Origin of the sequence: Caulobacter radicis (assembly GCF_003094615.1) — a bacterium.
In the GTDB taxonomy this organism is placed as follows: Bacteria; Pseudomonadota; Alphaproteobacteria; order Caulobacterales; family Caulobacteraceae; genus Caulobacter; species Caulobacter radicis.
In genome coordinates, this window is the sequence record NZ_QDKO01000010.1 from 271,248 (window position 1) to 291,430 (window position 20,183).

Here is a 20,183-nt window from a genome sequence, read left to right on the forward strand (position 1 = left end):
GAAGGTCTCCGATTTTGTGGAAAGGTGGCGGCTCTGGCGGCTACCAGCTGCGGGTCAGCTGGAGGGTGATTACCCGTCCGAGCGGATCGGCGTTGGCCGGATCATAGCCGAGGGACAGCGGGGAGTCGTAGAACGGCGGGTCGCGGTCGAAGAGGTTCTGGACGTTCAGCGACAGCGAGGTTCCGGCCAGGCGTCCGCCGTTCGCGCGGTAGCGCAGATTGAGGTCGACCGTTGTCCAGGCCTTCACCCGGTCGCCCTTGTCGGTGGCCAGGTCGCCGACCCGGTTGACCGCCGCCGTGGTGGCGATCGGCCCATGCAGCCAGGTGGCGCTGGCCCGGGCCCTCAGGTCGGCCGGCTCGCCCACGAAGCCGGCGCGTTCGACCGTCGCCGACAGCGGCGTGACCTTGCGCTGGTAGTCCATCAGCCAGGTGAGGTCGGCGGCCAGGATCAGCGGGTCGGCGCCGACCTTGGCCCTGTAGCTGGCCGAGACATCCAGGCCCCGGGCGCGCACCTGGCCGGTATTGACGTAGCGCGCGTCGATGATCGCCCCATAGGAGGTCGGGGCGAACACGCCTTGGGCCAGGGAGCGCGGATCGTCGATCAGCGCCTGGATCCGGGCGAGGTCGGCGGGGTTGCTGGCTGGCGAGACGCGGGTGACGAACGGCGCGAACTCCGGCGCGGTCAGGACGCGCAGGAGGTTGTCCGAGCCCGGCTGGCCGATGCGGCCCTCGAAGGTGGTGTCGAAGAGGCTCGCCGTGGCCTTGAACCTCGGCCAGGCTGGCGGCGCCAGTTCGACGCTGATGGTCTTCGAGGTCGCGGTCTCGGGCTTCAACTCGGTGTTGCCGCCCGACAGGATCATGACGATGGTCGACACCCCGTCGGTGGTGATGGTGGTGGGGGCGATCGACTGCGGCTGGTTGAGCTCGATCAGGGTCGGCGCCCGGAAGCTCGTGCCGTAGGAGGCCTTGATCGTCGCGCCGGTCATGGGCTCCCAGATCAGACCGAACTTCGGGTCGGTGCTGGAAAGGCCATGGCCATAGTCCTCGCGCCGGACGGCCGCCGACAGGTCCAGGCGCTTGAAGCCCGGTCGCGTGACCGCCCCGCCGAAGAGCGGCGCGCGAAGTTCGGCGAAAACCGCCCGCACCGTCCGCTCGGCGTCGCGCCGGGTGACCGGGACCGGGACATAGCCCGAAAGCTGGCTCGTGCCGCCGGCCTTGAAGCCCTCGCGCCGGACCTGGCCGCCGACCGCCAGGGCGACGGGGCCGGCGGGCAGGTTGAACAGGGTCCCGTCGAGCTTGAGGTTGCCCGAAGCGGTCTCGCCGCGGGTCTTGCGGTGGACATAGCCAGAGCCGATGAAGTCCAGCACCGCTCTGGAATTGGAGGCCGTGCCGGTGAACGGGTTGAAGAAGCCGTTGGCGGCGGTTCTAAAGGTCGAGGCGGGATTGTCGGGCGTGGTTCCCAGCGCCTCGTTCAGGTAGCTGGAATTGAGCAGCCCGGTGGTGTCGGCCACCGAATACTCGAGGCCATAGGCGCCGTAGGCGTCCAGGCGCCAGTCGGCCGGCAGACGCACCAGGGTCCCAAGGGAGACACCCAGGCTTTCGGCGACGCCGTTCAGCCTCTGGCCGCCCAGCTCGCTCTGGAACGAGTAAGCGATGCGCTCGGACGACGCCCCGGTCGGCGAGACGAAGTAGGGATTGGCTCGCGTTACCGAAAGCACGGTCAGCGGCGCGGTCCCGACGCTGGTGTAGTGGCGGCGGCTGGCCCGCAGGTCCGCCGAGACCTCAATGGCGGCGGTCAGGTCCTGGGCGACATAGGCGTAGACGCTGTCGCGTCGCTGGCGCGGCAGAATGTCGTAGGTCGCCCGCCAGTTTTCCAGGTTCACTTGCCCAGCCAGGAAGCTCGACGGCGTCAGCGCCGTGCCGTCCTGTCCCGGCGGGATCGCATAGGCCGGGGCCAGCACGCCGGCGGCGTTGGGGCGCAGGATGTTGCCGGGGCTGGCGTAGAACCGCCTCTGGTCGGTCCCGCCCCAGGGGCGAAGGTCGGTCTGGCCGGCGAAGTCGCGGTCGCGGCCCCGAAGACGATCACGGTTGGCGTGCTCGTAGGAGGCCACCAAGCTGCCGCCGTCCCAGGTCTTGCCGAGCGTCTGGCCAAACGACCACTGGGTCGCGCCGCCGCGTGTGGCGCCGCCCGTGAGCAGGCGCGTCTCGCCGCCGTCGAAGCGGCGGCGCAGCACGATGTTGACCACCCCGCCGACGGCGTCCGAGCCATAGAGGGCCGAGGCCCCGTCCAGCAGCACCTCGATGCGGTCGACCGCCGCCATCGGGATCGAGGAGACGTCGGCGAACTCGCCGCGCAGGCCCGTTCCGGCCAGTCGGCGGCCGTTGACCAGCACCAGGGTGGCGTCGGTTCCGAGGCCCCGGAGGTTCACGCCCGTGGCCTGGGTGGAATTGGTGCTGCTCGGATCGGCCCCGGTCGAGGCGGTGTCCTCGGTCGCCGCGCCTCCGAACGCCTGGGGCAGGGCCGACAGGGCGTCGGCCACGCTGGTCCGGCCGGCTTCGTCGAGGGCGGCGCGATCAAGCACGATGACCGGCGAAGCCGTGTCCTTCACACCGCGAAGATGGGTGCCGACGACGATTTCGGAGAGCTGCGTCACCTGGTCGTCCTGGACGGCCGCCGGGGCCGCCTCGGCGGGAAGCTGGGCGGCGGCTTGGTCGTGCGACCGGGGCGAGGGGCCGGGCGGCCCAGCGCCGGGACCGGCCGTCGGCAGGAGGCCGCCGCGCGTGCGCACCACCAGCACCCGCGTCCCGGCGCGATGGACCAGGAGGTCGCTGCCGGCCAGCAGTTGCTCGAGCGCCTGGCTCGCCGACAGCCGGCCCTTGACCGCCGGCGCCGCCCGGCCCGCGACCACCTCGCCGGCGAAGATGATCTGCACGCCGGTCTGTCGCGCCAAGGCGTAGAGCGAGGCGTTCAGCGGGCCCGCCGCCAGATCCACCGCCGCGGCCTCGTCGATGCGCGGCGCGGCGATCGCCGGTCCGGCCACGGCCGCCGCCAGGGCGGCGGTCCCCACGCCCCAGAGCCCGAGCCCGAAGAGCTCGCGTCCAAAGTGCCCAAGTCCAAGTCGAGCGCCCATCCTTCTAGTCCCCCTCCACGCGCCGGGGCCGCCGTCTTGGCGGTCGCTGCCGGAGCGCTTGCGAGGTGGAGACACCTCAGAGGGCGCTTTACCCTACCGCGATACGAAAGATTTGTGACGCCTAGCCGGGCGTGGCGGCGCTGAGCTCAATGTCGCCATTGGCCAGGCGCGTGGTCTTCAAGCCATGCAGCGCCCCGGCTCCCAGGGCGAAGGCCTCGGTGTCGCCAGCGTCGAACACGCCGCTGATCGGCAGGTTTAGCGGCGCCCCCGGACCGAGCCGCACATGGCGGCGGCTGTAGCGATTGACCTCGGCGACGGCCTCGGCCAGCGGCGCCTCACGAAACGTCAGGCGCCCTTGCGTCCAGCCGGTGGCGGCGGCCACGTCGATCTTGGTGGGCAGGGCCGGCGTCGCGGGCGCGGTCTCCACCCGCTCGCCGGCCTTCAGTTCGATCGGCGCGGCGGCGCCCGTGCTGCTGACCCGCACGCGCCCCTCGGCCAGGGTCACGCGTACGGCCTCGCCGCTGCGATAGACCTCGAACCGGGTGCCGATCGCTCGTACCCGCGTGTCGCCGGCGGTGACCACGAACGGCCGGACAGGATCATGATGGACCGAGAACATCGCCTGGCCGCGCATCAGGGTCAGGGCGCGCTCGGTCTTGCTCAGGCGCACCCGCACCTGGCTATCGGTATTGAGCTCGATGCTGGAGCCGTCGGCCAGGGTGACGGCCCGTCGTTCGCCGACCGGGGTGCTGTAGACCTGGCCCGCCCAGGGCCGCCAGGCCACCGCGCCGGCGATCGCCACGGTCGTCAGGGCCGCGCCGACCATGAGCGCGATGGCGCCCTGTCTTGGCCGCGTCCTTGGCCTTTCGCGCCGGCGCGCCACGGCCTCGTCGGCCAAAGCCCTAAGGGCCGGGGCGTCGGCCAGGGCGCGTGCGGTGGTCGTCAGGGCCTCGATGCGGGTATAGGCCGCGTCGTTGAGGGTCTTGGAGCGCCAGGCGAAGAAGGCGTTGAGCTCGCCGTTGCTGACCGGGCCGCCCGAGAGCCTGGCGTACCAATCTGCGGCCTCCCTGTCGGCGGCGTCCCTTTCTGCGGCGTTCTTGTCGACCGCCCGCGCCATCGCCCCGTCCTTGTCCATCGCCTCCCCCGTGTTCTAGGGGCGCATCAGCTTTGCGCAGCGCGCGATCGCCTGGCTCATCCGCTTTTCCACCGCCTTTGCGGAGATTCCCCGCAAAGCGGCGATCTCGCGATACGTCAGGCCCCTGACGTGGTTTAGGACGAAAACATCGCGCAACTTAGGCGGCAAGGCGAGCAACATCTTCGTCAGGTGCGCCGCCTCTTCCTGGGTGCTGGGGGACGGCAGGCGGGTGAGCACCTTGTCGTCGGGGGCGATGGGGATCTCGCGGTCGGCCTTGCGCCTGCGGTTGGAGGCCAGGTTCAGAGCGATGCGCATCAGGAGCCGTTGGGGGCTGCGCACCGGGGCGGCCGGCTCGTAGGCGTGGACGCGCAGATAGGTGTCCTGGGCCAGATCATCGGCCACGTCCTGGCCATAGCGCAGGGCCAGCACTCCTCGCAGCCAGTCGCGGTAGTCGAGATAGGCGCTAGCCAGCGCACGGGGCGAGGGCGGCGCTTCGACGGCCTGGGCCGCCTCATCCAGCAAGGCCTGGGCGTCGGGGTCGGCGATGTGGCCGTCGGGCGGGGACATGGGCGCCGTTCCAAACCGGTGGTGCGGGGCCGAATTCTAGCCAAATACGGAAAAACTGCATACGCGAATTTTCCGTATAGGTGGTGTGCCGATCAACGATCGGCCGTCTCCATGGCAAGTTCCATCTTCGACGAAACGCACCGCCGGATGACCGCGCTCCTTGTTTCAGTGCGCCGAGGCGCAGGTGTTACCCAGGCGGAATTGGCTCGACGCGTTGGCAGGAGCCAAAGCCTTATTTCCTTGGTCGAACGCAACCAGCGACGGGTCGATGTGATCGAGTTTGTCGCTTTGTGCCGCGCCTTGGATCAGGACCCTGAGCAGATGTTCGAGCGCCTTGTCCAATTTGATGAGGCGGCTCAGAGCTAGAGCAGCACCGTTGAAATACGGAAAAAATGCATACGGTGATTTTCCATATAGCTGGGTGGCCGATCAAAGTCTTGGTCGGCCACAATGCCCAAAACTATCTTCGACGGTGCCCATTCGATGCTGGTCGAAGTCCTTCTCGAAGCCCGTAAGAGGTCCGGTCTGAGGCAGGCTGACTTGGCCGATCGGCTCGGCAAGGACCAAACGTTCATATCTCTGATCGAGCGGTCGCAACGGCGCGTCGATGTGCTGGAGTTCATCGCGCTGGCGCGGGCGATGAACGAACGGCCGGAGGCGCTGTTCGCAGATCTCCTCACGCGTATTCCAGGAAAGATCGAGATCTAGCTGGACGTCTCGCGCGCTGGCGCGCGCGACCGCGCTCTACGGCGCCGGCTGCGCCGGACGCCGCCCAGCCCGCTACGCGGTCTCGGCCCATTCGGGTGACGATCGCTGACGCGACCTGCGGCCACCGCGAATGCCGCTAGCTGACTCATCGCTGACCTTGGAAAGGTCTGCTCCCCGAATGGGCGCGTCCGAGCGGAACGGCGAGCTGGTCTCTGCGACGGTCAACAACCGCGCCAAGTAGTAGAGGCTTCGGCGCGCCAACCAACAGTTGTTGTAATTCGGAGCGCGTGCGAGATTGTGGCGTTCGCGGCAAATGTCCGCCTCGGGGGAGTGGATGAGACTTGCCAAGGTAGGCGTCGAGAACTTCCGACTCCTTGCGGACGTGGCGGTGACCCTGGACGCCGAGAAGGCGACGACTGTGCTCGTCGGTCCTAATAACAGCGGCAAGACCTCAATGGCCGAGGCGCTCGACCTATTTGTCGCGGGCTCCGGCAAGGCCTTCTCCATCAGCGACTTTTCCGTCGTCACCCACGCCGCGTTTAAGGCGTTCGGCAATTGGGCGCTGAAGGATAAGGACGCCGAGGCTGCGGAAGATGGCGAGGCCAACGCGGCACCGGCGCTGCCGGCCATGGCGATGACGCTCGACTTCACATACCAAGAGACGGCCGAGGATTTGGCGGTGGTCGGCGAGTTGCTGATGGATCTGGATGACCAGGCCTTCGCCATCGCCCTGCGAATCGAGTTCGGCGCGCAGGACCCCATCCAACTCGCTGCCGACTACCGCGAGCAATATGCCAAGGAGCCGGTCTCCTTTCTTGACTTCCTGGCCGGGCGGTTGAGCGACGTCTACGCAGTCTCATTCTCGAAGGTGCATCCCGAAACGCGGGTTGGCGAGCTGTTGGACGACGGCGGCCTGCTGAAGCGTTTGCTCAAGATCGATTTCCTGCCAGCCCAGCGACACATGGAGGACCAGGAGGGGGCGCAGGCGACGCGACTCTCACGCCTCCTGAACGTCCACTACGAGCGGCGCTACAAGGTGGCGGAGCCGGCGGGCTACGAGGAGCTGGAGAAGGCGGTGAAAGCCCAGTCCGTCGATCTGACGGACAAGTACGGGGCCGCCTTTCAGGACCTTAAGGATAGCCTCGGCCAGTTCGGCTATCCGCGCACGCCCAAGCTCACCATCAAGGCCGAGCTGTCGGCGAGCGCGATCTTCAAGGACAACACCCGCGTCTATTACGAAGCAGAGATCGAGGCCACGGCTGGCGGCGCTCCGCAGCCCGCCTACGAGTTGCCGGAGCGGTACAACGGTCTCGGCTTCAAGAATCTCATCTACATGGTCCTCCAGTTGAAGGCCTATCGCGACGAGGTCGAGAACGGCGACGGTCCGCGTCCGCGTGTCCACCTTATCATCGTCGAAGAGCCGGAGGCGCATCTACACCCGCAGATGCAGGCGGTATTCATCGACAAGGCCGACAAGTTCATCAACCCCGGCGGTAACGGTGGCGCCCAGCTCATTCTCACCACCCACTCGCCGCACATCGTGGCGAACTGCGGTTTCTCGCCGGTGCGCTATTTCCGGCGCCGGGGGGCAAAGGTCGTCGTCAAAGACCTCCTGGCCTTCCAGGCGACGCAGACAGAACCGGAGCAGCGGGCAGCGCTGCAATTCCTCTCACAGTACCTCACCCTGACCCGCTGCGACCTGTTTTTCTGCGACAAGGCCATTCTGATCGAAGGAGCCGTCGAGCGCCTACTCCTGCCCAAGATGATCGCCAAGGCGGCGGTGGACGGGATCGGCGATCTGACCAGCACCTATCTCGCGGTTATCGAGGTGGGCGGCGCCTATGCCCACACCTTCAAGAACCTCGTGCGCTTCATCGAGGTGCCGACCCTGATCGTTACCGACTTGGACGCCATCGACGGCGACCGGAAGAAGTGCCCGGTGGCGGGCGGCGTTTCGACGAGCAACGCGACGCTCAAGAAGTGGCTGCCGGGGAAGTCGGTGCTCGGCGAGCTTCTGGGCGCGACGGCGGAACAGAAGACGGAGGACGGAATCCAAGTCGCCTATCAAGTCGCCGAGGCGGGGCATCTGCCCTGCGCCCGGAGCTTCGAGGAGTCGTTCATCTATGCGAATGCCGACTGGCTCCTGGCCGAGAAGGCGAAGTTGATCGGCACGGGCGAGCTTCTGCCTGGGGCCAATGCTGACGAACTGCGCGCGCAGGCCTTCACGACCAGCTTGCCGAAGGTCGACTTCGCGCTCGACCTTCTCGTCCACGGCGGATGGTCGACGCCGAAATACATCGCCGACGGTCTGGTCTGGCTGGCGGCGCAACCGTCATGACCAAGGCCGACGAAGAGATTGCCGAGTGCCTGAAGGCCAGGATAAGCTTTCTGCTGGACGCCGGCGCCGGGGCCGGCAAGACCTACTCCTTAGTGCAGGCCTTGCGCGCCGTATTAAAAGAGCACCGTCGACAGCTCGCGGCCAACGGGCAGACCATCGCTTGCATCACCTTCACTAATGTCGCGAAGGACCAAATCCTTGAACGGATCGGTCATGACGCGGTGGTGCGGGTTTCGACCATCCACGATTTCCTGTGGGAGGTGATCGCCCCGCATCAGAAGGCGCTCAAGGCAGCGCTGCTGAAGTTTAACGCGGCCTTGGGAGATCGCAGTAGCCGGAAGAAGGACCCAGGCGAACTCGTCGCCGCGTTGCCGGATCTCGCCGTGACCTACTCGGACACGGGCTCGAATTTCCTCAAAGGTCGGCTATTCCACGATGACCTCCTGGGGGTGGCGCGCATCATGTTCGCCGACAACCCTCTGCTCTGCCGCCTGACGACCGCGCGCCATCCCTTTCTGTTCGTGGATGAGTATCAGGACACCAGCCCGGCGGTGATCGACATTGTGCTCGGCAACCTGCTTCCAGGCGCCACGGAGGGCTTCGTCGTCGGCCTGTTCGGCGACAAGCTGCAGAACATCTATCATGGTGGTGAGCACCCCGGCGTCGGCGAGATTCCCGCCGCCTTGGCCGCCCAGCTTCGCCCGATCGTGAAGGCTGAGAACCGCCGGTGCTCCGAGGCCGTGATCCGAGTCCTGAACCGGATTCGCACGGACATCGAGCAGTTCCCGGCCGCGGACAATGCGCCGGGCGCCGCCGTCTACGTCCACCCGGGCCATGATGGCGACGCTGGCCTAGCTGCGGCACACACCTTCGTGGACGAGAAGCTTGGCTGGTCGCGGAAGGCACCAGCGTGCCGCGAACTCTTCCTCACGCACCGCCTCATTGCCGGCAAGGCAGGCTACGGCGATCTGCTGGCGCTCTACGCCGAGCGCGGCAGCTTCGCCCGCGACCGACTCATGGACGGAGAGGACCCGTCCATCGCCTACTTCCTCAAGCGCGTCGAACCGCTCGCGGCGGCATGGACTGAGGGCGACCAGGGCCGCACGCTGTCCCTGCTTCGCGCCAACGGCCACAAGCTGTCGAGCAACGCTGACAAGCGCACGGCGCGCCAAGCGCTGGACGAGTTGGTCCGGCTACGTGACGAAGGAACGATCGGCGGGCTGACGGGCCACATCGGGGCCAGCGGCCTGTTCCCGTTGCTCGACGATCTGGCCTTCCGCTTGGGTGGCGGTAAGCGCGAGGTCGCCAGTGAGGACGCGCCGGCCGCCGAACGCGAGGCGCGCGAACAGACCTTCTATGCGGGACTGTTTGCGCTGCCGTATCGGGAGGTTCGGGCGTTTGCGGACTTCTTCGCGGCGCACACACCGTTCGCCACCAAGCATGGGGTAAAGGGCGACGAGTTCGATACCGTGCTCGTCGTGCTTGATGATGGAGGGGCCAGCTGGAACCTCTACTCCTTCTCGAAGTATCTCAGCGGCGAGGACACCGTCGCCAACGAGAAGCGTTGGAACCGCAGCCGCAATGTCTTCTATGTTTGTTGCTCGCGAGCGAAGACCAACTTGGCGGTCATCGACCTGACTGCCCGGTCTGGGACCAAGGATCAAAGGGTGCGCGAGCTGTTTGGCGCTGACAACGCGCACTTCCTCGGCTGATCGCAGATGGCTTCCTTCAAGCTGGCGCCGTTGTCGACCTATCCAACGTCCCAGACATGGTTGGCGCAATTCGACCAAAGCGAGGCTGACAGGACGGCGGCCGAAGCCATGCTCGACACGATGCTCCTGCTCAACGAGGAGCAGGTCAGCGCAGCCATCCGCAGTCAGCTCTACAGGTTCGCCGATGGACGGAAGGGCCGACATCGGCGCGTGGCGCTCTATGCGGAGCGCGAGTTTCCCCAGAAGGAGTTCTTCCAGAGCGAGACGATCATTAACGCGCGTGGTCGCGCCCATCGTCGCGCTGTTGGACGTGTGGGGCCGCCCGCCGTCAAACCCGTCCGCGGTGGGACGCGCGTGGGCAGTGAAGGCCTAGTCGCCCTGGCCGTTTCCACCGTCGTCGAGACCCGACCGGAAATCTTCCTGAACCATCCGGGACCGGACCGAATCCGGGGCAAGACGGCACCGGTTGGGGCGATTGTCATCGTCACAGACTTCATCGGTTCCGGTCAGCGAGTGCGCGACATCCTTGACGCGATGTGGGCCGTGCCAACCGTTAAGGCCTGGCGGTCCCTACGCCTCGTCACCTTCCATGTCGTAGCGGCGGCCGGAACCGCTGCGGGCATGACCCGTGTCCGACGCCACAGGCTCCAGCCGGAAGTGATGGCCGAACACATCGCGCCCAGCCTGGGAGGGACGGGATGGCGGCAGGAGTGGGACTGGCACGACCTAGTGTCGAAGTACGGTCCGGATGCTGGGCGAGGCGCTAGCCGGTGGGGCTTCGGAAAATCTGGGGCGCTGATCGCGTTTAGCTATCGCCTCCCCAACAACACCCCAGCGCTGTTGCACAAATCGGAAAGCGGGTGGCGCGCGCTCTACATTGGCGCGGCGCCGAACGATCTTCGGCCTGCTTTCGGGCTACGCTCGGATGATCAGGCCGTCGCCGCCGCCGCGTCAGCGACTGGCGTCGCGCTCTCCCCGGCGCTCTCGCCCGCCGACGCCACGACGGTCCTACTGCTGTCGATCATGCGTGGTCGCTGGCGTCCGGGGAAGGAAGTAGCGCTGGCGGAGAGAACGGGTCTTCCAGTGCCAACCGTCATGGAGGCGCTGAGGCGAGCGCTGAGGAATGGCTTGTTGCGCGGGGATGGCCGCCTAACCGACGCGGGTTATGCCATGGTCGAGGCTGGTCAGCGTTCCGAGCGCGAACGCCCCACCATTCCCACGGAAGCCGAACCGTACTATCCAACACAACTGAGGGCTCCACGGCTCTTGTTTAGCGCCCGCCGCTCTTCGGAGCGGCCGTGATGGTCGGTACGAACCGGCTATCGTGGGTGATCGGGTTTCCGGTCGCCGTTGTTAGAGCTGCCGATCGCAGGTCCACGTCGCTTCCTCCTTCGTTCCTTTCAGGAACCTCCTCGTGAGGCTCGGTTCGAAGGACGAAGCGACGCCGCCAGGCCTGGGTTCAAGTAGATGAGACACCCGTGGAGCTCTCAGCAATTTCGCCTGGGCGCCTTGGCGGCCGGTCGCTCCGAAGCGATCATCGCCGCGGCGGAATCTATCGCGCGGGACATCAAGCGGCGGAACGAGAACCTGCCGGTCGTTCTGACCCTGCACCATCTCGCCCATTTGGTCGACGTTCCCATCGAGCCGCTACAGAAGATCATCTTCCGGCAGATCGATCCGTACCGTGTCTACAGGGTCAAGAAGCGCGGTACGCCAAACGGCGCTGCTGCCCCGCCTCGCAAATATCGGACAATCTGTGTCCCGCATCCGCAGCTTATGCGGTTGCAGCGGTGGATCGCGCAGAACATCCTCAACGAGGTCGCGCCTCACGACGCCAGCTTCGCCTTCACGCCCAAACGCAACCTCGTCGGCGCAGCCTGGCGGCACACCGAGGCGAGGTGGCTCCTGAAGATGGACGTCCGCCACTTCTTCGAGTCGATCTCAGAGCGGCAGGCCTATTGGGTGTTCAGAACGCTCGGCTACACAGCGCTGCTAAGCTTCCAAATGGCTCGGCTGTGTACGCGATTGACCCAGCATGGCGTTGCCGACCCGAGACGAGCCGCCGGCCGCGGCCACACTGGTCTACCCTACTGGCAACATCCACAAGGCCACCTGCCGCAGGGTGCGCCGACCAGCCCCATGCTCGCGAACCTGGTCATGAGGTCCTTCGATCGTCGCGTCGAGGCGTTGGCGCAGAGCACAGGGTGGGGCTATTCCCGCTATGCGGACGACTTGGCATTCTCACGCCGCGACGGTTCAAGCCGCGGAGCTGCAATGCACCTGGCAAAGGCGGTTGAGCATGAGTTGGCTTTGCTTGGTCTCGTCAGTCATCGGGCAAAAACATCGGTGGTCCCGCCGGGCGCACGGAAGGTCTTGTTGGGAGTGCTGGTCGACAGTACTCGACCTGCGCTCACTCGAGCTTTCCGCAACAACGTCGAGACGCATCTCTATGCGCTGACCTCACCTAAAATCGGCGCTGCAGCGCACCGCGCGAAACGCGGATTCGCCTCAAGCATCGGCATGAGGCGGCATATTGAGGGGCTGATCGCATTCGCACATCAGGTCGATCGCGCCTACGGGGCGAAGCTCTATGCGCAGTTCAACGACATCGATTGGACGAGATAGGGGCGGCGGAAAAGATCAATGATGGATACCGCAGAGCCAAGACCGGACCATGATGTGTGGCGCGACGCCTTCCAGCGCTACGTCGACGCCTTCCGTGCCGCTGACCCGCGAACGGTCGCGGTCCTGGCGGTTCATTTCGCCGTTGAGCAGGAGCTGGACGTTTGTCTGGCCCACTTCCTTGCCCGCCCCGACAAGCTTGGCGCACTCAAGTTTGGCCACAAGGTGCGGGTGCTTCAGGCCGTCTGTCCCGATCCGTACTTGGACCACTTTGCCTCGTCGTGCATCGCGCTAGACCATCTGCGAAACTCGCTCGCCCACAACAACCGGCCGGAGATCGAGAGCTGTATGCGGCGGTTTCTAACGACCACGGAACTGGCGGATTTCAAGCCGGAGCCGACCTTGGCCGGGATTGAGGCGGCCGGTAGGTCGCTGGTGAGCGGCCTTACATTCATTCGTGTTGAGAACTTCGCTTACCAGGAACTTCAGAAGCCGATCGGACACAATGAGCCACAAGAGGGCATTGGCTGCTAACTAATCCGATGCCGGCACTGCTAGCCATGCCTGCCGCACGTGCGCATGGTTAGCCCTTGGTGACGCACTAGGTGTTGAGTTGCCGCTGCTGGCCCGGGATCGACAGGTCGCTTTCGGCCTAGCGACGGGTGGGGACACGCAGATAGAGCGCGACGCGCGTGACGGCCAAGGTGCTTGCAACCTTGCATCGCAAGCTGCACCTTTCCGCAAGGAGTCGGGGAACTCCTTTGCGAACTGAAGCTTGGATGCCATCGGTGCGATCGATCTTTAAGCGGAGCCCGTGTCGATGACGGGACTAGTGTTCGACGTCCTTATCGACGATGCGCTATCCAACATCACCTCGGCTGCGCAGCTCAAGGGTTTGGTGAAAAAGCGCGTTCTCAGTCTGGTGAACGACTTCGAGGACGCGAAATGGCGCTATCCTAAGTTCAAGAACTTTCTCTGGGACAACATCGCCCAGACGGCGCTGTCCCAAAGGGAGCGCGCCTCGCTCGTTGATCAAAGCCATAGCAGCCTGGTGGCTGCGGCCAAGAACCTGCGATTGACCGACAAGGATGAGGTCGGGCAGGGCAGCGAGATCGCTGAAGTCTTCCTCTATGGGATCATGCGGCACCAATATAAAGCGCTGCCGGTCGTTCCGAAAATATTCTACAAGCAGAACGTTCAGGACAACGCCAAGGGTGCCGATAGCGTCCACATCGTCGTTAATGGAGATGACTTCACACTCTGGTTCGGGGAGGCGAAGTTCTACAACTCCATCGAGGACTATCGCCTCGACGCCATCGTTGCGTCCGTCATGGCGTCCCTCTCGACGGACAAGCTGAAAAAGGAAAACGCGATCATCACGAGCGTGTCCGATCTGGACGGGCTGCAGATAGATCCAACGTTACTCGAAAATATACGAGCGGCTCTTAGCAACAGAGAGTCGATCGATAACCTAAAATCCAAAATTCATATTCCGATCCTTATCCTGCACGAATGCGATGACACCGCAAAATCCAAGGATTATTCGAATGAATATAAGGCGCAGATAAAGCTAACTCATCAGGCTGGGGCGGAGGCGTACTTCGCCAAGCAGATGGCAAAGGCGAGCAACGTCCATAAATATGACGATATAAGCTTTCATATCATTCTATTTCCGGTTCCGAACAAGAAGGGCATCGTCGACGCCTTTGTCAAAACTGTCGCCTTCTATAAGGAGCAGGGCTGATGGAGGTTTTTGAAACTTGCCACGAGATCAACAACCTTCTTACCGCCCGCAATGAACTTGCGGCGCGAAACCTTCTTATTCGTTTACTGGCTGACCTTGAGCAAGCTGGAACGCCGTATCCGCAGGTCGTGAACCACATGATCCGGGAGACCGGACTGTTTCCCTACCTTCAGCTCGATGGCGCGTCTTGGGACGTCAAATACGTCCATCAGGCCTTCGAGGTCGACGTCGGTCGTCGCGTCGCAACCTTGCATCGCGAGCAGTCGAGCGTTCTGGCAAAGCTCTTGGACGGCACAAGCATCGCCGTTAGCGCGCCCACCAGCTTTGGCAAAAGCTTCATCATTGATGCGTTCATTGCGGCGAAGAAGCCCGACACCGTCGTGATCATCGTGCCGACCATCGCGCTGATGGATGAGACGCGTCGGCGGATATTCAAGAAATTCTCCAAAGACTATACGGTGATCACAGCGCCAGACACAGCACTTAGCGCGAAAAATATCCTTATATTCCCGCAGGAGCGTGCGTTCGGGTATTTAGATGTTCTAGATAAGATCGACTTGCTCGTTGTCGATGAATTTTACAAGGCCAGCCAAAAGCACGACAAGGAGCGTGCGCCTTCTCTGATCAAGGCGATATTGAAACTCTCAAAAAAGGCAACGCAGAGGTACTATCTAGCGCCGAACATCAAGAAGCTCGGTGAAAATGCGTTCACGAAGGGCATGGACTTCATTGAACTTCTAGATTTCAACACCGTATATCTGGATATCAAAGATCACTACAGCGCAATCGCGGGGGATGAAAAGAAGAAGGGCGAAAAGCTGATCGAGCTGATTTCGGCAGGGGATCAGAAGGCGCTCATCTATGCAGGAACCTACGCTGATATTAAGAGAGTTTCCGACCTCGTCATTGATCATTTGCCAAAGGTGGATAACCCGTACACCAAACCTTTCGCGCAATGGCTTCGTGATAACTATAAACCCGATTGGATATTGGCGGACCTGGCGGACCGTGGTGTGGGCGTTCATAACGGGCGCATGCACCGCTGCATAAGTCAGCTTCAGGTTAAGCTGTTTGAGTACGATAATGGCTTCAACAATATCGTCTCGACATCATCAATTATCGAGGGCGTCAACACCTCCGCCGAGAACGTCATTCTGTGGCGGAGCAAAATTGGAAAGAACAATCTAAAAGACTTCACCTACAAAAACATCATCGGTCGCGGCGGCCGGATGTTCAAATATTTCGTGGGAAACATCCATTTGCTCGATGCGCCACCGGTATCGGAGGACGCGCAGCTTGAGATCGAATTTCCCGAGGAAATTCTCGGGACTCTGGACGAAACCGGTGACGCCGAGCAGTTGACTGACCGTCAGGTTGAGAAAATCATCGAGTACAAAGTTCAGATGTCGTCGATTGTCGGCGAGGAGAACTTCGCGCGGATCAAGCGTGAAAACCTGCTCCACGACAGCGATGCCGATTTTCTACTGCGTCTGGCGACGGACATGCGGGACACCCCAGAAGATTGGAGAGGGTTCGCCTTCCTCAATTCCAGCAATTCGTCCAACTGGGAAAGCACGCTGTATAAGGTGCTCAAGTTGAAGCCGAATGGCTGGGACGCGCCGTGGAGCAACGTCGTCACCGTAACGAAGGCCATTGCCAACAATTGGAAGCAGGACCTCTCTCAGATTATCCGCTCTTTGGAAGAATCCGGGATCGATATCGAGGAATTTTTCAAGCTCGAACGGGCGGTAACCTTCAAGCTGTCGGCGCTGCTCAGCGATACGAACGAATTGCACAAGTTGATCATTAACCCGTCCGTGGACGTCTCCGGCTTCGTGGGCCGGATGAGCCGCGCGTTCCTGCCAAGCGCGGTCTACCACCTGGAGGAGTACGGTCTTCCGAGGATGATCTCGAAGAAGATTCACCGTGCAGGCCTAATCAACTTCGAAGATCCTGACATGGACCTGCTGGTCGCCCTGGAGCGGTTCAAGCAGCTTGGGGAGGAAAAGGTCCTGGCGGCGCAAGAGTTGAGCCGGTTTGATCGCTTCGTCGTCAAATTCTTCTTTGACGGCATCACCGTGGACTGACGGCGGGGTCCAAACGTCAGCAACTGGCGCGAGACCGAGGTTAGCCCTTGCACTAATTCATGCGCATATTGGCGACCACCTGCAGCACTACGCCGATAGGGACAGCACTCAGGACCGCTGGGGCAGCCCGATTGGCCGCGGGCGCGGGTCAGGCGTGAGGGGAGAGGCCGATGGCGGGGGCGCTGAAGGGCGACAGAGAGCTTTGCAGCGCGGCGAGCGCGTTTTTCCAAGGCGCGCAGGCCGACGTTCAACCGCTCACGACCAACTGGGCGGCCCTGATCAATCATCCTGGCGGCCACGTCGAAGATGGCATTCCGTTCATCACTACCCAGACTACACAGGCTGCCTATGATGCCGTCGTCCAACGGGCCCTCAAGGTTCTCGGGCCTGTGGTCTGCCACGACTCCGACGTGCATGATCTTCTTTGGCGGTTCGCCGGCGCGCGCGCCGCCAAGGGGCATGAGACCGCCATCGAGGCCACGGTGTCGAGCTTCCTAGAAGCGCTGGAAGCTGGCGCGGCCAGGGCATTGGTTTATGTCGATCGCAACTACGCGATGGTGCTCGAACAAAACGTTGACGAGATCAGGATCGGTCCGGTTCGCGCCATCCGCACGCGCGTGCTCGACGCCGAGTTTCAGGCCCGTGAACCTGATCGGCAATGGCTCCTGGGTGTTGGTGGGCGGTCTCTGACGCTGTTCGAGAACGGGCCGGTCGCCTTCAACATGAGCGAGGTGGTCTGGTCGGTGGCCCTCGACGCCTCGCCGCGCACTGTTAAGGAGCAGGCAGCCTGGTTGATCGACGTCGCTTTGAGCCTGTTGCGGCTGCTGCACGAGGGCGTCACCGTCTATTTCCCGCTCATCGGCGACGAAGAAGCCCACCCTCTGGCCGCCAGCGAGGCCCAGGACATGGCTCTGGTCTTTGACGGCAGCTCCATGAGCGGGGACGGCGGCGAACTTCGCGGCTACTACCGCATCGGTAGCGGGCTCGTGGCCATTACCCAGAGCCAAGCTTTCCTGAATCACGCCGGGGCCGTCTTCGATCCGGCGCGCGGCACCGTCGGCGAGCGGTTCGCCCAGGGTCTGGGCTGGATGACCCGGGGGCGGCGCGCCATCGACCGGGCTGAGCGTCTGCTCTATTTCTTCACCGCCATCGAGGCCCTGCTGAGCAATGACGACAAGACCGCGCCCGTAACCCAGACGATTGCCCGCCACGCCGCCGTGATCCTTGCGCAGGACCCGGACGAACGCGCTGACTTGGCGGCTCAGATCCGGGGCCTCTACGGGGCTCGCTCCAGCTTGGTCCACACCGGCAAAAGGTCAGTGAGCAAGTCCCAGGCCGATACGGTCCAGCAACTCGTCGAGCGGCTCTACGGTCAGGTGCTGGAAAAGATACCGCTCAGCACACGGCATCAGGCGTTCAACGCCACGCTGGCCAGGGCAAGCTATGGTGGGACTTGGCCGGTATCGGAGTTGAGAGGGCCTCAACTCGAGGTTGGCTAGTCGGTTCGTCCGATCTGGCGCCCGTCAATGTTACGCCCTCCTTGAACGTCGTGTTCCTGGAGGTGCGCCAATGGCAGCAACTGGCGCGACCCGGCCGGCAGCGCAGACATTCGGATCGACTGACGAGGGTGGTGAGCGGACACGTGCCAGGATAGGTTTCGCGCATGCCGTATCCCTTGAAAGTCGTTCTCCAAGCGCCCTTGAGCGCGCCCGATAAACTCCCGGCGTTTGTGGAGCAATGCGTGGCAGATCGTGTCGAGCTGATCTGCGTCGCTGGGCCGATGGCCGAAGAGATTGAAGATCAGATCGACTGGTTAGTAGTGGGCGACGGGTCCGATGCGGATCGGTTCATCGTCACAACCGCTCATCCCGACGAGCCTCTGGATCGCGTGATCAGCTTCGCGACAGCATGGTTGGGCGACGGAGCCGCTGGTGCATCTCCGGAGATCGTCCGGCTTTAATCTCCGCTATGGGCGGTTGGCGGAAATCCCTAGCGGTCCCGAGTAATATCGGCGACTGAAAATAGCACCCGCTAGTGTTGACGGATTTTTGCATGACACATGAAGATATGTCGTCTGTTTCGCCTGAAAATCGTGACACCATTGAACGTTATCAACGATTAAGCCTTTCGATGCGCGGCACATACGGGGAATTGCTCGCCCTGCACCTTTTGATTGAAGCCACTATAGAGGATTGCCTGAAGGTAATGCTACCGAACCCGCGCCCTTTTCTTGAGCGCGACCCTAGCTTCGCGATGAAGCTCGCCTTGTTCGAAAGCCTTTTTTCGCCCAGTCAAAGGCAGGGCGAAATACTTGCGGCGGCCCGCACCATAAACACAACCCGCAACCAAATCGCGCACGGCGATGAGCCTGCCGTGATCGAGAAAGCGATCGATCGCATTTGCCAGATGGGTTCCAAGAACCTCGGTCTTGGCGAATTCGATGCCGAACCTCAAATGAAGCGGCTTGCAGGTGTCGCTATCAAGGTTTGCGGCTTCCTCCTCGGAATGGTCGAAGGGGCCACTGGTCAAAAACCTCCCTCTCAAATCGGGGTGGAGGATTAAGGCGGATATGGAGCAAGACACCGGACATATTGAATGTCGTAGGTGGGTCGTGCGCTGCCGTTGCCGGGCTGGCGCTGAACGTCCTGTTTATGGAGGCGCACAAGCGGCAGTTCATGGCGCGGCCCGGCCAGCTAACCAGACCTTAGGATCGAACACACAGTGGAAGCTGTCGTCGATCAGGGGCGTAAATGAAACCCTCTGTATGAGCGTGCGCTACCGGAGGAGGTTCGTCGCAGCGACATCCAGCACCTTCTCTGCAGTCTGCGAGACTTTCTGCCAGAGATCTCGGAAGGCAACATTGTTACGGTCCTCGAGGCGGAGAAATGGCGCGAACAGGTCGAACGCCTCGTCGCACCAGAAGGTTGTCGATCAGGGTCCGGAACAGGCCGCGAAGGCGCCCATCGTCGCGCGTGCTCGAGACGATCGAACGCTCAGGCGAACTTCTCTCGCTATATCACGCCCCGCGCGATGAGGATGCCGATCAGGACTGCGGTGACACCAGACTGATAGGCCTTCACGTAACTGGGCGGCATCAACCGCGGCTCATGACCCAGGCCGATCAGCTAACGCGCCCAGTGGTGGGATGCGCCGCACGCCTCGATGCCGACTAGGCAAGGCTCCAGCTTGGCGAAGAACGACAACAGCCGCACTCGCGGGAGCTTTTGCCGAATGGCGACGGCGCCCTCCGCGTCGACCCCGTGCACCTGGAACACCGACTTGGCGATGTCCAAACCGATCGTGACAACCTGACCCATGGCTCTCCTCCAGCTCAAACCGGAAGCCAAGGCTGCCGGTGGGGTGGAGAGCCGTCCACAGCATCATTTGCGGACATTGGTTCAGCGCCAGGAACACGACGCTCCTGGGCCCGGCGTGCCAATAGCCGACTCTGGATCACCTCCAAGAACACGACTTTAGCGCTCAGGTGGCGCACGCGCCTCGGGCCAAGAGGATCCAATCGCGCCGCGCGCCAAACTTCCTCTGTAGATGTCGTCAAATCGGCCGGTCGTTTCTCAGGCTCGATGCGATGCGGCAGATCGTCGCTAGAAATCTTCTCGTTCGTATCGCGGGTTTCCCGCATAGCGCGAAATCAGGTCAATATTCTCCATCATCAAATTCTCTGAACAGAAAATAGCTACCTTTAATTGAGAACAAGCAACCCAAATCGGGCTCAATTTTCTAAGACCGCGACAAACCACACCTTCGAATTTTACCGTTCGTTGACCCCGGTTCGCCTCCTTTGGGCGAAAGCTTGACCTCGGAGGAAGCGCGGTGATTGGGTTACGCAAACGTTTGAATGGCAATCCGGCCCATACCTTGGCGGCGCTGGATCGTTCACTCGCCACGATCGAATTCGACCTGTCGGGCAAGATCCTGGCCGCCAACGCCAACTTCTGCGACGCCATGGGCTATGGGCTCTCTGAGATCGTCGGCAAGCACCACAGCCTGTTCGTCGAGCCTGAGTATGCGGCGAGTCAAGACTACCGCGACTTCTGGTCCAAGCTCGGCCAAGGCGAGTTCGATGCGCGTGAATATCTGCGCATCGGCAAGGGCGGTCGCGAGGTCTGGATCCAGGCCTCC

Annotated in this window: 16 protein-coding genes and 1 pseudogene; 13 read left to right on the forward strand and 4 right to left on the reverse strand. The window is 62.9% G+C overall.

All coding sequences use genetic code 11. The features are described 5' to 3' along the window. Positions 1–40: 40 nt before the first annotated feature. The 3 genes from DDF62_RS06970 to DDF62_RS06980 form a co-directional block, all read right to left on the reverse strand. Positions 41–3,067, reverse strand: a complete 3,027-nt coding sequence (locus DDF62_RS06970; RefSeq protein WP_279629658.1) for a TonB-dependent receptor — start codon at positions 3,065–3,067, stop codon at positions 41–43. A gap of 184 nt (positions 3,068–3,251) precedes the next feature. Continuing rightward, on the reverse strand, positions 3,252–4,265 hold the full coding sequence (locus DDF62_RS06975) for a FecR family protein (protein ID WP_116488447.1): 1,014 nt from the start codon (positions 4,263–4,265) through the stop codon (positions 3,252–3,254). Between the two features lie 15 nt (positions 4,266–4,280). Then, entirely contained in the window at positions 4,281–4,832 is a 552-nt protein-coding gene (locus DDF62_RS06980; RefSeq protein ID WP_116488448.1) for an RNA polymerase sigma factor, read from the reverse strand. A 111-nt stretch (positions 4,833–4,943) separates the two neighbouring features. On the opposite strand from DDF62_RS06980, the gene DDF62_RS06985 reads away from it, so the two are divergent. The 12 genes from DDF62_RS06985 to DDF62_RS07040 all read left to right on the forward strand — a co-directional run bounded on the left by DDF62_RS06985 (position 4,944) and on the right by DDF62_RS07040 (position 18,605). Beyond that, a complete protein-coding gene (locus DDF62_RS06985; RefSeq protein ID WP_116488449.1) occupies positions 4,944–5,198 on the forward strand; it encodes a helix-turn-helix domain-containing protein in 255 nt (84 codons plus the stop codon). Positions 5,199–5,315: 117 nt separating this feature from the next. Further along, a complete protein-coding gene (locus DDF62_RS06990; RefSeq protein ID WP_244286736.1) occupies positions 5,316–5,540 on the forward strand; it encodes a helix-turn-helix domain-containing protein in 225 nt (74 codons plus the stop codon). Positions 5,541–5,874: 334 nt separating this feature from the next. Next, entirely contained in the window at positions 5,875–7,878 is a 2,004-nt protein-coding gene (locus DDF62_RS06995) for an ATP-dependent nuclease (RefSeq protein WP_116488451.1), read from the forward strand. After that, complete coding sequence (locus DDF62_RS07000) at positions 7,875–9,590, forward strand: UvrD-helicase domain-containing protein (protein WP_116488452.1); 1,716 nt, start codon at positions 7,875–7,877, stop codon at positions 9,588–9,590. The genes DDF62_RS06995 and DDF62_RS07000 overlap by 4 nt, the downstream gene beginning before the upstream one ends. Before the next feature lie 6 nt (positions 9,591–9,596). Continuing rightward, positions 9,597–10,892: a phosphoribosyltransferase-like protein gene (locus DDF62_RS07005; protein ID WP_116488453.1), complete on the forward strand. Its 1,296-nt coding sequence runs from the start codon at positions 9,597–9,599 to the stop codon at positions 10,890–10,892. A gap of 165 nt (positions 10,893–11,057) precedes the next feature. Continuing rightward, the gene (locus DDF62_RS07010) at positions 11,058–12,215 is read left to right on the forward strand and encodes a reverse transcriptase family protein (protein ID WP_116488454.1); all 1,158 of its coding nucleotides are present in this window, start codon (positions 11,058–11,060) and stop codon (positions 12,213–12,215) included. A gap of 18 nt (positions 12,216–12,233) precedes the next feature. Then, positions 12,234–12,746, forward strand: coding sequence for a hypothetical protein (locus DDF62_RS07015; protein WP_116488455.1), 513 nt, complete (start codon positions 12,234–12,236; stop codon positions 12,744–12,746). A gap of 286 nt (positions 12,747–13,032) precedes the next feature. Continuing rightward, positions 13,033–13,956 carry a HamA C-terminal domain-containing protein gene (locus DDF62_RS07020; RefSeq protein WP_116488456.1) on the forward strand — a complete coding sequence of 308 codons (924 nt, stop codon included), beginning with the start codon at positions 13,033–13,035 and terminating at the stop codon, positions 13,954–13,956. Further along, entirely contained in the window at positions 13,956–16,043 is a 2,088-nt protein-coding gene (locus DDF62_RS07025) for a DEAD/DEAH box helicase (RefSeq protein WP_116488457.1), read from the forward strand. The genes DDF62_RS07020 and DDF62_RS07025 overlap by 1 nt, the downstream gene beginning before the upstream one ends. A gap of 170 nt (positions 16,044–16,213) precedes the next feature. Beyond that, the gene (locus DDF62_RS07030) at positions 16,214–17,542 is read left to right on the forward strand and encodes a HEPN domain-containing protein (RefSeq protein ID WP_116488458.1); all 1,329 of its coding nucleotides are present in this window, start codon (positions 16,214–16,216) and stop codon (positions 17,540–17,542) included. 164 nt (positions 17,543–17,706) lie between these two features. Beyond that, the gene (locus DDF62_RS07035) at positions 17,707–18,003 is read left to right on the forward strand and encodes a hypothetical protein (protein ID WP_116488459.1); all 297 of its coding nucleotides are present in this window, start codon (positions 17,707–17,709) and stop codon (positions 18,001–18,003) included. A 92-nt stretch (positions 18,004–18,095) separates the two neighbouring features. Further along, positions 18,096–18,605, forward strand: coding sequence for a hypothetical protein (locus tag DDF62_RS07040; RefSeq protein WP_133244898.1), 510 nt, complete (start codon positions 18,096–18,098; stop codon positions 18,603–18,605). A gap of 566 nt (positions 18,606–19,171) precedes the next feature. On the opposite strand, the pseudogene DDF62_RS07045 reads toward DDF62_RS07040, so the two are convergent. Next, positions 19,172–19,360 (reverse strand): annotated as a pseudogene (locus DDF62_RS07045) (IS110 family transposase); the annotation flags it as partial. 514 nt (positions 19,361–19,874) lie between these two features. Here DDF62_RS07045 and DDF62_RS07050 point away from each other — a divergent pair. After that, positions 19,875–20,183 (forward strand): PAS domain-containing protein (locus DDF62_RS07050; protein WP_116488479.1); only part of this gene is annotated, 309 nt, incomplete at its 3' end.

Coding starts and splice junctions, on each gene's coding strand:
- DDF62_RS06980 (WP_116488448.1), bottom strand. CDS start 4,832: ATGTCCCCGCCCGACGGCCACATCGCCGACCCCGACGCCCAGGCCTTG.
- DDF62_RS07030 (WP_116488458.1), top strand. CDS start 16,214: ATGGCGGGGGCGCTGAAGGGCGACAGAGAGCTTTGCAGCGCGGCGAGC.
- DDF62_RS06990 (WP_244286736.1), top strand. CDS start 5,316: ATGCTGGTCGAAGTCCTTCTCGAAGCCCGTAAGAGGTCCGGTCTGAGG.
- DDF62_RS07015 (WP_116488455.1), top strand. CDS start 12,234: ATGATGGATACCGCAGAGCCAAGACCGGACCATGATGTGTGGCGCGAC.
- DDF62_RS07020 (WP_116488456.1), top strand. CDS start 13,033: ATGACGGGACTAGTGTTCGACGTCCTTATCGACGATGCGCTATCCAAC.
- DDF62_RS07040 (WP_133244898.1), top strand. CDS start 18,096: ATGACACATGAAGATATGTCGTCTGTTTCGCCTGAAAATCGTGACACC.
- DDF62_RS07010 (WP_116488454.1), top strand. CDS start 11,058: ATGAGACACCCGTGGAGCTCTCAGCAATTTCGCCTGGGCGCCTTGGCG.
- DDF62_RS06975 (WP_116488447.1), bottom strand. CDS start 4,265: ATGGACAAGGACGGGGCGATGGCGCGGGCGGTCGACAAGAACGCCGCA.
- DDF62_RS07035 (WP_116488459.1), top strand. CDS start 17,707: ATGCCGTATCCCTTGAAAGTCGTTCTCCAAGCGCCCTTGAGCGCGCCC.
- DDF62_RS06985 (WP_116488449.1), top strand. CDS start 4,944: ATGGCAAGTTCCATCTTCGACGAAACGCACCGCCGGATGACCGCGCTC.
- DDF62_RS07000 (WP_116488452.1), top strand. CDS start 7,875: ATGACCAAGGCCGACGAAGAGATTGCCGAGTGCCTGAAGGCCAGGATA.
- DDF62_RS06995 (WP_116488451.1), top strand. CDS start 5,875: ATGAGACTTGCCAAGGTAGGCGTCGAGAACTTCCGACTCCTTGCGGAC.
- DDF62_RS07005 (WP_116488453.1), top strand. CDS start 9,597: ATGGCTTCCTTCAAGCTGGCGCCGTTGTCGACCTATCCAACGTCCCAG.
- DDF62_RS07025 (WP_116488457.1), top strand. CDS start 13,956: ATGGAGGTTTTTGAAACTTGCCACGAGATCAACAACCTTCTTACCGCC.